This is a genomic window from Gemmatimonas phototrophica (assembly GCF_000695095.2).
In the GTDB taxonomy this organism is placed as follows: Bacteria; Gemmatimonadota; Gemmatimonadetes; order Gemmatimonadales; family Gemmatimonadaceae; genus Gemmatimonas; species Gemmatimonas phototrophica.
In genome coordinates, this window is sequence record NZ_CP011454.1 from 4,530,981 (window position 1) to 4,542,326 (window position 11,346).

Here is an 11,346-nt window from a genome sequence, read left to right on the forward strand (position 1 = left end):
CACTTGGTAGATTGCAGATGTTCCCCACCTCATCCCCCACCGCTCCGCGCATGTCTATCGCAACTCAGCTGCTGCGCCGCTCCCTGCTCGCACTGGTTCCGGCGCTCGTCTCTGCCACCACCGTGTCGGCGCAGGCCGGTGCGCCCATCATTGGCCGCTGGGATCTCACGGTGCAGGGCACCGATCGCAGCTATCCGTCGTGGATGGAGGTGTATCTCTCCGGTCACAGGACGCTGGTGGGCAAGTTTGTGGGCGGCGGCGGCAGTGCCCGCCCCATTGCCAAGGTCACCTATGCCAACGGCACCGTGAGCTTTGCCATTCCACCGCAGTGGGAAATTGAGCAGAGCGACATGCAGTTCACGGGCACGCTGACCAACGATGCGCTCACGGGTACCATCACCACGCCCAAAGGCGAGAAGCACAGCTTCACGGGCAAGCGCGCGCCCACCATGCGTCGCGCTGCGGCGCCGGTGTGGGGCGCGCCCATCGCGCTCTTTGCCGGCACCAGCATGAGCGAGTGGGAGCCGCTCCCCGGTGGCGAGAGTCAGTGGAAGGTGATCAACGGTCTGCTCACCAACGTGAAGTCGGGTGCCAACCTCGCCACCAAGCAGAAGTTCAGCGACTTCAAGCTGCACCTCGAATTCCGTGTCCCCAAGGGTGGCAACAGCGGCGTCTATCTGCGTGGGCGCCACGAAGTGCAGGTCGAAGACAGCCCGCTGGGCGAGCCGCTCTCCACGCATCTGGGTGGCGTATACGGCTTTTTGGTGCCCAACGAGCAGGCGCACAAGGGCGCCGGCGTCTGGCAGACGTTCGACATCACGCTCATTGGTCGTCGCGTTACGGTGGTGCTGAACGGCAAGACCATCATTGCCGACCAGACCATCCCCGGGATCACCGGTGGGGCACTCGACAGCGATGAAGGCGCGCCGGGCCCCATCTATCTGCAGGGCGACCACACCGCCGTGGAGTATCGCAACATTCGCATTACGCCGGCCAAGGCGCCGTAATCGTTTGGACCGGTGTCGTCGGTGATGATCGATTCCCTGCTCAAGACGGCGCACATACTCGGCGCCATCCTGTTCGTGGGGAATGTGATTGTCACCGGCATCTGGAGCGCGATCTTTTTTCGTGCCCGGCACACGCATGATTTTCAGCGCGCCGCTCGCGCCATCGTGATCACCGACTGGTGGTTCACCGTGGGGGGCGGCGCGCTGCTTTCCACGACGGGCATTGTGCTGGCGCTACGCCGCGGCCTGCCGCTCTGGGAGACCACGTGGATTCGCTGGGCGATACTCGCCCTCACGCTGAGTACCGTGATGTGGCTGGTGGTGCTGGTGCCGGCGCAGCGGCGCATGGTACGCTACGACCGTGCTGTGCATTCCGACGCCGAGCTCGTCGGGGCCTACACTCGCTGGAATGTGGTGGGGTGGCTGGCTACGGTGCCGCTGGTGTTCAGTGTGTGGTGTATGGTGGCGAAGCCGGTGTAGACCTTTGGTGGGGTTGAACAACTCTCACAGAGGTCACAGAGGATATGGAGGTCACAAAGCCTACTCGGCGAGCACTGAGGAGTAGGCTCTGTGGCCTTTGTCTTTCTTGGCTGCCTCTGTGAGAGCTTTTCAACCCAAGCCAGCCATCACGTGCCGCCAAACCACTCGTATCCCTTGCTGCTCCAGTAGCCGCCATTGGGCGCCGACATGAAGGTGATGCGCGTGAGATACTTGGTATTCTTGTACCCCAACTTGATGGGGGAATGCACACGCGCCGGCGCACCGTACGCTGGCGACAGCGCCTGACCATCCTTGGCCACCACGACCAGCGTTTGTGGATGCATCGTGCTCTCCACATCCCAGCTCTCGTGGTAACCACTGTCGAATGACGAGAAGTCGACAAAGCCCGCGTCGGCCGTGGGCTTTACCAACCGCGCCAGTTGTGTGAAGGGAATGCCCTGAAACTGCGCGGCAGCGTTCCACCCCTCTACGCAGTAGTGCTGCACCGTATGACTGCGCGTGGACAGCCGGCGCACCTCATCCCACGTAAAGGTGCGCGGCGCTTGCACGGCACCATCCACGGTGAGCGTCCAGTTGCCCATGGTGGCAGCGTCCCACACCGGCATCTGGCGCGACACGAAGTACGACGGAAAAGCGTTGCCGGCAATGGGCACACCGCGCGGCACGCGGTCTGACGCGTTGGCCGTTTTTAGCAGCCAACGCTCCAGCCGTTCGTTGTTCTTTTCCGCACTCTTGAGCAAACGTTGCGCGCCCTCGCTCCCCGGCAAACCGCAGGCAGTCACCAGCGGCGCCACCACGCCAAGCGACATCAGCCGCATAAACCCACGACGGTCCAACGCGCCGCTCTCCCGCAACTGCTCGGCCGCCTGCTCTACCCGTTGGGTAAGGATACGCTTCACCATCCGGTTCATTGATCCTTCCGCGGCCAGAGGTTGAACAACGGGCGCGCGTTGCGCGCTTCGGGAGACCAATGCTCGTCGTCGTACTTGCCGGTGGTCATGGCGCGTATGGCGTAGGGATCGACGGTGAACACCATGATCACATGCACCAGTACCAGCAGGGCGAGCAGCAGCATGGCACTGAAGTGCCACCAGCGCGCGTAGGCATAGCCACCCAACAGTCGCGTGATCCATCCCAGCGTGACCGGCTTCCAGATGGCGAGGCCGGAGACGACGAGCAGCGCTCCGCAGGCCAGCATGGTGGTGTAGGCGTACTGCTGCAGCGCGTTGTGCTTGCCCTGAATGGGGTGATCCTTGCGCACGAACAGATAGAAGCGCGCCATCTCGATGGCATCACGCCAGGTGTTCACCCGCGGCACAATCGTGCGCCAGCGCCCGCGGTGATACAGGTGCACCAGGTACACCAATGCGTTGATCACCAGCACCCACATCATGGCAAAGTGCCAGTGGCGTGCGCCGCCCAGCCAACCACCAAAGGTGGCCCAGGCAGGCGCACGCATGCCCTCGAAGGGCCACCAGGGCCACGCACCGGCGCCCTTGGGTGAGAAGGCGGGGAAGGCATTGAAGATGCGCAACCCGGACATGGCCATCACCGTGACTGCGATGGCACTGATCCAATGCGTCGCGCGGGCGATGGGGTGGTGGCGGGGAGAAGCGGAGGGAGTGGTCATGCCGCCACGTAGACACGAACCCGTGCATGAGTTCCCGAGTGTCAATCTCGGGTCATCGGGAACTCTTTGACGACATGCTGTCTAGGTGGGGCAAGCGTTGCATACACCGCTGTGTGTCACGCTGCCATCCACGATCTCCGCCGGGTCTCCATGCCGCTACCTGATGTCGCCGAGCTGCTCAAGTCCAATCCGCTGCTGGCGTATCCGGTAGTCTTTGCCGGTGGATTGCTCACCAGTTTGACGCCCTGCATCTACCCCATGATTCCCATTACGGCAGCCGTCGTGGGTGGGCAGCAAACAGCGCCGTCTGGTGCACGCTCCAGCGCCCCGGCGTGGCTCATGACCGGCGCATATGTGACCGGGCTGGCGCTGGCCTACGCCATGCTGGGCCTTATTGCCGGATTGAGCGGCGAAATCTTCGGCAGCATCAGCACCAACAAATGGATGTTGTTGGGCATGGCCAATCTGCTGCTGCTCTTCGCGCTCATGATGTTCGATGTCATTCCCGTGCCGGTACCGCAGGCACTCATGGCGCGTGCGGCGGGAATGAACACCGGCGGTCGTGTGCTGGGCGCGTTGGGCATGGGCGCCGCCTCGGGTCTCGTGGCCGCTCCCTGTGGTGCGCCGGTCATGGCCACCCTGCTCACCTGGGTGGCGGCCACCCACAGCGCGTGGCGCGGCTTCTCCTATCTGTTCGTCTTCTCGCTCGGCATGTCGGCGCTGCTGGTCGCTGTTGGTCTGACCGCCGGCAATCTCTCCAAACTGCCGCGCGCCGGTCTTTGGATGGTTCGGGTGAAAACGTTCTTTGCTGTCGTGATGCTCGGCGCCGCTGAGTACTACCTGCTCCAGGCCGGACAGGTCTGGTTCTAATACTGCCATCATTCAGGAGATACTTATGTCGTTCTCTCGAACACTGAAGCACACCGCCGCTGCCGTTGCCGTGGCCCTCGCGCTCCCCGTGGTCGGCGTACAACAGGTGCAGGCGCAGGTTGGTGGCATTGCCGTGGGGTCCATGGCGCCGACCGCCATGACGGTCCCCACGTTGGACAATACGTCGTTCGACTTTGCCGGGGTGGTGGGCAAGCAACCGGTCGTCATGGAGTTTTGGGCCACCTGGTGCCCGCTCTGTCGCAAGCTGGAGCCGGCCATGGAAGCGGCCAAGGCCAAGTATGGCAACCGCATTTCGTTCATTCATGTGGGCGTCCCCGAGAATCAGTCGGCCGAGCGTCAGAAGGCGTATGTGCAGCAGAAGGGACTCAAGGGCATGTTTCTGTTTGATCAGGACAACAAGGTGAGCAAGGCGTATCAGGTTCCGCATACCTCATTCATCGTCGTTCTCGATGCCAAGGGTGCGGTGGTGTACACTGGTGTTGGTGCCGAGCAGGACGTGGATGCCGCCATTCGCAGAGCGCTGCCCAATTCATGACCGCAGACAGCTTCTCTGACGGGTTGGTGCCTGGCTCGCCTGAACGTGACGCCGCGTTCGAGCGGGAAGCGCTGGCGTGTCTACCGCATGTGGCTCGCTTTGCGCAGTCGCTTACGCGCAACGCGTCGGAAGCGGATGATCTCACCCAGGAAACATTCCTGCTGGCGTACCGCGGCTATGCTACGTTTCAGCCTGGTGGCGATGTGAAGCGCTGGCTGTTCAGCATTTGTCACCATGCGTGGCTGCGCATCTCACAGCGTCAGCAGCGCATGGTACTCACCGCGGAGGGCGATGATGCGGAACTCGAAACGATGGGTGCGGTCATGGGCCACGTGGCCGCGCAGCGCAGCGGGATTGACCGCTTTGTGACCAGCATTGACCTGGGTCCCGCCATTCGGGAGGCGGTGTCCCAGTTGGAACCGAACTACCGGGCTGTGGTGCAGCTGGTCGATGTGGACGGATACGCGTACGACGAAGCCGCCGCCGTGCTGGAGATTCCGGTTGGTACGGTACGGTCCCGTCTGTTCAGAGCCCGTCGGTTGTTGCAGGAGGCTTTACTGGAGTTTGCGCGCGACGCTGGCGTTGCGCGGGTGCCATCCATTTCGCGTCAGGATCAGTCCTCATGAATACATCATCCGGTACGCCCATTCGTGCCATCGACTGCGACACCACTGTGCGTCGGCTCTGGGATTATCTCGATGAAGAACTCGAGAGCATGCCGTACGCCGAGGTGGAGGCGCATCTGCGCGACTGCGTGCACTGCGCCGAGCACTTTTCGTTCGCGCAGGCGTTCCTGGGGGCGGTGAATACGTCGCTGCAGCAGCCACAAGAAGCCGGTTCGCTGCGTGAGCAGGTACTGCAGACGCTCAAAGCCGAGGGGTTCCGGGCGGCGTGAGGCTTTGCGGCCGCTTAGGCAGGTGTGTTGGCTGGCTTGGTATGAACCGATAGCACGAAGGCATCCAAGACATCAAAGGCATCCGAGGGAGCAGTGCTCCTATGCATGCTTCAGAGCGTACCGCAATCTCTGTCAAGTTCTTGGATGCCTTGGCTGCCTCGGTTGCCTTCGTGTAATCGGTTCAGACCAACTCGATCAATCACCGGTGGCAGTCGCGTACATCCGTTCACGGCCCACGTGGCACTTTCGGCGGCCCGCCCGCGGCAACGCCGGCCACTCGCGCGGCGCGGCGGCCAAAGAAGATGCCGTGCACTCGACGCGTGAAGAAGACGAAGAGCAGCAGTACCGCGACCAGTGTGAGCACGGGCACGAATATCGCCAAGGCACTCGTTGCCACGGCGGCAACCAGTTCTGCCGTACTCACCACCGGGTTGCCTACGCCACCGGTGAGCGTGGTGCTCTTGAAGCGGGTGAACACCGTGGCCCCCTGCGTGACGCCGGCCGCGCCACCGGCCAGCAAGACCGCGCCCCACTTGAGCACGGGCGGCAAATCCACCACCACGCTCGCCGCGGCCAGCATGCCGGCCAGCATGGCCGCCGGCGTGGCGATGATATCCAGCAGCTGGTCGAGCCACGGTACAGAATAGGCGCCCACTTCCAGCACCGTGGCCGTGCCCAGCGCCGCGAGCGCCGGGGTGGTGGCCAGCCAGCTGAATCCTGGGGAAAGCGTCAGCACCCCCGTCTTGGCAGCAATCGCGGCGGCCAGCAACGGGACGAACACGCGGAAACCCGCCGCGGCGGCCAGCCCGAAGCCCACAGCAATGCCCAAGAGGGCCTCGGCAGTCACAGGGAACAGCTCCATGCCACAGAGATAGCGCCTTCCCGTTCCGCATGCGAACGCCGGGCGCTACCCTGTGAGTATGTCGCGCGCCCTTTCCTGGCTCTTTGTGGCCACCCTGTCACTGATTCTCCTGCTGCAGTTGCGAGGCCTTGATGCCCCGCTGGCGGCGGTGACGCCGGGGGGGATTGTCGCCTACGAACTCGCCTTTACCGTCGAACGTGCCCGCGGGATCCTCGACATCTGGCGGAGTGCCGGCGTCACCGAACAGGCGCGGGTCAGTCTTGGTGTAGATGTGGGCTTCCTGCTCGTCTACCCGTGGTTCTTCTGGCATACCGTACGCCTGCTGCGTCGCCCAGGGTTCAGTACCCCGGGAACGGCGTTTGATCGTGTCGGCCACCTGCTCGGTGTTGCGGTGCTGGCCTGCATGCCGCTGGACGCGCTCGAGAACTGGCTGCTCTGGCGCATGCTGGAAACCGGCGCCTCCAGCTCCGGCGCTGCGCTTGCTGGCGGGGCGGCAACGCTCAAGTTCCTGTTGGTGCTCCTCACCACCCTGTGGTGTCTCGCCGCACTCTCCCGTCGGCTCACCCGTTCCTCCAGCTCTCCCTCGCATGGCTAATGGCCCAGGATTTGGCGGCATCGCGGCGCGCACAGTTGCCGCGCTCGTGCTCGTGTTCGCGACCTACAACCCCGAGCGCTGGTCGTATTTCCACTGGGCTGTCGCGCCGCTGCGTAGCGGAGAACCCACCGCCGGACCGGCCTCGCTCAAGTTCCTGTTGGGGCTCGCGCTGCTGGGGGGGTGGGCCATCTTCCTCAACGCCACCCGTCGTTCCATTGGACTCGGGGGCGCCTTGCTCGTGCTCGCGATGTCCGGAGGGCTGGTCTGGTTGCTCATCGACTTTGGCGTCGTGAGCGCCGGGTCCGCGCGGGGCATCAGCTACGTGGTGCTGGTGTGCACGGCGCTGTTGCTCGCCGTGGGGATGAACTGGTCGCACCTGTCCCGCAAGCTGAGTGGACAGGTAGACATCGACCCCACCGACTGACCCAGTCGGTCACGGGAGTAGCACGACGAGCGGCGCGTGCACAGGAACCGCGCCGCTCGCCCACCCGTTTCGCCAGCGTGACAGCAACGACACTGGCGTTTGTAGCGCCCTGGGAATGTTCTCGCGCGGTGGCCAATATCCCGCGTGAGCCACGCGAAGATGTGGTCGTGGTGCTCCTCGAGTCGGTCGCCAAGGGCGCCTCGCTGCCGTGGCACCGGCAGAAGCTGGTGCTCATTCTCTCCGCCATGCGCCACTTTGCGGCGTCGCTGGAGAAGGCCGGCCACCGCGTGGTGCTTCGCAAGGCGCCCACCTATGCCGAGGGGCTGGCCACGCTGGCGCAGGAGTTTGGCGCCACGCGCGTGGTGGCCACCGAAGGGCGCGAGCAGGATATGGTGGACGAGCTCGAGCGCGCACGCACGCAACTCGACGCGCTGGGGGTGTCGCTCGTATTGCGCGAAGACCGCGGCTTTCTGGCGACGCGCGAGGAGTTCGCCACCTGGGCGCGCGGGCGCAAGGAACATCGCATGGAGTGGTTCTACCGTGAGATGCGGCGCAAGCACAACATTCTCATGGAGCCCGACGGCACGCCCAGCGGCGGCGACTGGAACTTCGACGCCGACAACCGCAAGCCGTGGCCCAAGGGACGGGAGGTGCCACCACTCTGGCGCACCGAGCCCGACGCCATCACACGCGAACAGATGGAACGCGTACGTGGCTGGTCGAACCGTTGGGGCACGGTAGACACCTTCGCACTGCCCGTCTCACGCGCCGACGCCAAGGCGTGGCTGGAACGGTTCATCGTCGAACGATTGCCCGAGTTTGGCCCGTACGAAGACGCGCTGGTACACGGCGCGCCCGACTTGCTGCATTCGTCGCTGTCGTCGCTCATCAACGTGGGGCTGCTGCACCCGCTCGAAGTGGTGAAGCGCGCCGAACGTGCGTACCGCGAGGGGCACGTGCCCATCGCCTCCGCCGAAGGCTTCATTCGACAAATACTCGGCTGGCGCGAATACATTCGCGGCATGTACTGGCACCTCATGCCTGGGCTGCGCACCGCCAACGCGCTCAACGCGCCCCTGCCGCTGCCGCAGTGGTTCTGGGCCCCCGATGGCGAGGCGTACAACGGCACCACCGGCGGCGCCTGTGAGATGCGCTGCTTGTCGGACACCATTCGCCAGGTGCGCGACTACGGGCGCACGCACCACATTGGCCGTCTCATGGTGCAGTGCAACTTTGCCACCATGCTCGGCGTGCAGCCGGCCGCGTTGTCGCGCTGGTTCTGGGCCGGCTTTACCGACGCCTACGAATGGGTGGAGCTCCCCAACGTGGCCGGTATGGGCACCTGGGGCGACGGTGGTGCGCTGGCCAGCAAGCCCTACGTAGCCAGTGGTGCGTATGTGAACCGCATGAGCAACTACTGCGGCGGCTGTCGCTACAACGTCAAGCAGCGCACGGGGCCCGATGCCTGTCCCATGAACTTTCTGTACTGGGATTTCATGGACCGCCATCGTGAGCGCTTCGCCAAACACCCGCGCATGCGCATGATGACCAAACATCTCGACGGCATGGACGCCGACGAACTGGTTCAGATCCGTACCCAGGCCCAACAGTTCCGCGAGTCGCTGTCGTACGACGGCTAGATCGTGTTTTGGGTGCGCGCGAGACGCCCCCGGCTGGCTCCCGCCTCCCCGCCGCGAGTCTGTTCGGGGGTGGCCGAGCGCTGCGCGCCGGCGTCACCCCCTCACGGACTCGCTTGCGCTGAGGCGGGGCCGCCGGAGGCTGCAACGGTGCGGGGATTGCCGCGCGCAGTACTCCGCGTCGGGCTTCACCCGCGCTTGTAGGAGCGCGTAAGAGCGTGCACCTAGGCGCAGTTACCCGCAGTTGAGCGCAGTTACCCGCAGTTGAGCGCAGTTACCCGCAGTTACAGTGCGCGCCCACACGCGATGCAGCCCGGGCGGCCCCGCCGCCTCGTGAGCGGATCCCTGAGGCGGTGACGCCGGCGCGCCAGCGCACGGCCACCGCCGAAGAGAGCAGCGAACGAGGTGAGCGGGGCAGAGCGGGCGTGTTCACAGCCCCAACACCGCGTCCACCGCCGAAGAGAGCAGCGAACGAGGTGAGCGGGGCAGACAGGGCGTGTTAAACCGCCGAGCCCAACCCGCGGGTACATTTGACGCATGAGTTTGGAGCCCGCACCCCGGTTACATACGAAGCCGCCGCAAACCACGCCTGCGCATCGCAAGCAGTTGCGCGCGCTCGTGCGGGCCGGGGTGGAGAACAGGCCCGGGGTGTACCGCATGCTTGGCCCCACCGGCACCGTGATTTATGTGGGGCAGTCGCGCGTATTGCGCACCAGACTGCTCAGTTACTTCCGGGCCACCGGACGCCGCAACAAAGCCGCGCGCATTTTGCGGCACGCGTTCCAGATCGAGTGGGAGTACACCAACACCGAGTTTGGAGCGCTGCTGCGCGAACTGCGGCTCATCAAGCAGTACCGGCCCCACTTCAACACCATGATGGTCATGGACGAGTGGCCGCGAGCCTACGTAGCGCTCACCGGCGGCACCGTGCCCGGGCTGCGTGTGGTGGCCCGCTCCGACGACCCCGGCGCCGTGGCGCTCTTTGGTCCCTTCCGTCGCGTGGCCCATTTGCGTGAGGCCGTGCGTGCGCTCGCCGAAGCCACTGGCCTTCGCGACTGCACGCTCGAGGATACCGTGCGCGGCAGTGGCAGTCAGCGCGGCAGCGCGCTCTGGTTCAGCGACGATCCCGCCACCCGACCCAAAGCTGTGCCCCGTTCGCGTGCCCCCGGCTGCTTGCGCCACGACCTCGGCACCTGCGCCGGCCCCTGCATTGGCCAGGGACAGTCGGCAGCGTACCGCACCGCTGCGCTCACCCTGCGCGAATTTCTGGACGGGCGCAGCGACGGGCCGGTACAGCAGCTCGAGCAGGCCATGCAGCAGGCGGCCGCCGAGCTCGCCTTTGAAAAGGCCGGCATTCTGCGCGATCGGTTGGCCCTCGTGCGCTGGCTGCATGAGCGCGTGCAGCACTTTCACGCCAACGTGGACCGGCTCACCTTCCGCTATCACGCGGTGGGACACGCCGACGCCGAATGGGTATATCTCATTCGACGCGGCACCGTGCGCGCTGAAGTACGGGCGCCGCGCACCGCTGAGGAGCAGGAAGCGTTCGAAGCGCTGGTGACGCGCATTTACGACGGCACCGATCCCACCGGCGCCGACATTCCCACGCACGACCTCGACGAGTTCTATCTCGTGGCCAGCTGGTTCCGCCGGCGCGCCGAAGAAAAGAAACGGACCCGCCATGCGCATACTCGTCGTTGAAGATGATCCGCGGCTGCAGGCACTCATCGCGCGTGGGCTGCGCGAAGAGTCGTACGCCGTGGACACCGTGGAGAATGGCCACGAGGCCATCACGCAGGCGGCGGTGAACAGCTACGACGCCATTGTGCTGGATGTCATGCTCCCCGGGCTCGATGGACTGCAGGTGGTGCAGCGGTTGCGCGAGCGACGCATTCATACGCCCGTACTCATGCTCACCGCCCGCGACACCGTGGCCGACCGCATTGCCGGGCTCGATGCAGGCGCCGACGATTATCTCGTCAAGCCATTCGATTTTGGTGAACTGCTGGCTCGACTCCGCGCCCTGTTGCGTCGGCCGGAAGCGGTACAGCCCATGCGCGTGCAGGTGGCCGACCTCGAAATCGATATGCAGGCGCACAGCGTGCACCGCAGCGGCGTGGCCCTCACGCTCACCGCCAAGGAATACGCACTGCTGGAGTTGCTGGCGCGACACGCTGGGCACGTGGTGTCGCGGGCGGACATTGTCGCGCATGTCTGGGACGACAATCACGATCCGTTCAGCAACGCCGTAGAGGTGTATGTGAACCGGCTGCGTGGCAAAATCGATCGCGAGCCGTTCACGCCGTTGCTGCACACACGCCGCGGCGCCGGGTATATCCTCACCGACACGCCTCCGGTCTGAGACGCGC

Annotated in this window: 14 protein-coding genes; 11 read left to right on the top strand and 3 right to left on the bottom strand. The window is 64.8% G+C overall.

Annotation, left to right across the window (positions count from 1 at the left end; all coding sequences use genetic code 11):
• Positions 1-50: 50 nt before the first annotated feature.
• Complete coding sequence (locus GEMMAAP_RS19070; protein ID WP_043581780.1) at positions 51-1,007, top strand: 3-keto-disaccharide hydrolase; 957 nt, start codon at positions 51-53, stop codon at positions 1,005-1,007.
• Positions 1,008-1,031: 24 nt separating this feature from the next.
• Positions 1,032-1,487: a DUF2269 family protein gene (locus GEMMAAP_RS19075; protein WP_026850998.1), complete on the top strand. Its 456-nt coding sequence runs from the start codon at positions 1,032-1,034 to the stop codon at positions 1,485-1,487.
• 146 nt (positions 1,488-1,633) lie between these two features.
• Here the strand turns inward: GEMMAAP_RS19075 and GEMMAAP_RS19080 are convergent, their stop codons facing one another.
• Together GEMMAAP_RS19080 and GEMMAAP_RS19085 are read right to left on the bottom strand one after the other, a co-directional pair.
• Positions 1,634-2,410, bottom strand: coding sequence for a molybdopterin-dependent oxidoreductase (locus GEMMAAP_RS19080; RefSeq protein WP_158514936.1), 777 nt, complete (start codon positions 2,408-2,410; stop codon positions 1,634-1,636).
• A 5-nt stretch (positions 2,411-2,415) separates the two neighbouring features.
• Positions 2,416-3,138: a cytochrome b/b6 domain-containing protein gene (locus tag GEMMAAP_RS19085; RefSeq protein ID WP_075071575.1), complete on the bottom strand. Its 723-nt coding sequence runs from the start codon at positions 3,136-3,138 to the stop codon at positions 2,416-2,418.
• Positions 3,139-3,288: 150 nt separating this feature from the next.
• Between GEMMAAP_RS19085 and GEMMAAP_RS19090 the strand changes: the two genes are divergently transcribed.
• The 4 genes from GEMMAAP_RS19090 to GEMMAAP_RS19105 are packed head-to-tail and all read left to right on the top strand — an operon-like array spanning position 3,289 to position 5,459.
• Positions 3,289-4,008, top strand: a complete 720-nt coding sequence (locus GEMMAAP_RS19090; RefSeq protein ID WP_053334615.1) for a cytochrome c biogenesis protein CcdA — start codon at positions 3,289-3,291, stop codon at positions 4,006-4,008.
• 25 nt (positions 4,009-4,033) lie between these two features.
• Positions 4,034-4,564, top strand: a complete 531-nt coding sequence (locus GEMMAAP_RS19095; RefSeq protein WP_026850999.1) for a TlpA family protein disulfide reductase — start codon at positions 4,034-4,036, stop codon at positions 4,562-4,564.
• Positions 4,561-5,190, top strand: a complete 630-nt coding sequence (locus tag GEMMAAP_RS19100; RefSeq protein ID WP_026851000.1) for an RNA polymerase sigma factor — start codon at positions 4,561-4,563, stop codon at positions 5,188-5,190. Before GEMMAAP_RS19095 ends, GEMMAAP_RS19100 begins: the two co-directional genes overlap by 4 nt.
• A complete protein-coding gene (locus GEMMAAP_RS19105) occupies positions 5,187-5,459 on the top strand; it encodes a zf-HC2 domain-containing protein (RefSeq protein WP_026851001.1) in 273 nt (90 codons plus the stop codon). Before GEMMAAP_RS19100 ends, GEMMAAP_RS19105 begins: the two co-directional genes overlap by 4 nt.
• 226 nt (positions 5,460-5,685) lie before the next feature.
• Here the strand turns inward: GEMMAAP_RS19105 and GEMMAAP_RS19110 are convergent, their stop codons facing one another.
• Positions 5,686-6,321, bottom strand: a complete 636-nt coding sequence (locus GEMMAAP_RS19110) for a DUF4126 domain-containing protein (protein WP_238588161.1) — start codon at positions 6,319-6,321, stop codon at positions 5,686-5,688.
• Between the two features lie 58 nt (positions 6,322-6,379).
• Here GEMMAAP_RS19110 and GEMMAAP_RS19115 point away from each other — a divergent pair, with 58 nt between their 5' ends.
• From GEMMAAP_RS19115 to GEMMAAP_RS19135, 5 genes are all read left to right on the top strand, one after another.
• Positions 6,380-6,916, top strand: a complete 537-nt coding sequence (locus tag GEMMAAP_RS19115; RefSeq protein WP_043581781.1) for a hypothetical protein — start codon at positions 6,380-6,382, stop codon at positions 6,914-6,916.
• Positions 6,909-7,340 (top strand): DUF6524 family protein, encoded by a 432-nt coding sequence (locus GEMMAAP_RS20705; protein WP_053334616.1) that lies wholly within the window; start codon positions 6,909-6,911, stop codon positions 7,338-7,340. Before GEMMAAP_RS19115 ends, GEMMAAP_RS20705 begins: the two co-directional genes overlap by 8 nt.
• Before the next feature lie 77 nt (positions 7,341-7,417).
• Positions 7,418-8,980 carry a cryptochrome/photolyase family protein gene (locus GEMMAAP_RS19125; protein WP_075071576.1) on the top strand — a complete coding sequence of 521 codons (1,563 nt, stop codon included), beginning with the start codon at positions 7,418-7,420 and terminating at the stop codon, positions 8,978-8,980.
• Positions 8,981-9,514: 534 nt separating this feature from the next.
• Positions 9,515-10,678 carry a UvrB/UvrC motif-containing protein gene (locus tag GEMMAAP_RS19130; RefSeq protein ID WP_053334618.1) on the top strand — a complete coding sequence of 388 codons (1,164 nt, stop codon included), beginning with the start codon at positions 9,515-9,517 and terminating at the stop codon, positions 10,676-10,678.
• Positions 10,659-11,339, top strand: a complete 681-nt coding sequence (locus GEMMAAP_RS19135; RefSeq protein WP_026851005.1) for a response regulator — start codon at positions 10,659-10,661, stop codon at positions 11,337-11,339. The genes GEMMAAP_RS19130 and GEMMAAP_RS19135 overlap by 20 nt, the downstream gene beginning before the upstream one ends.
• Positions 11,340-11,346 lie beyond the last annotated feature (7 nt).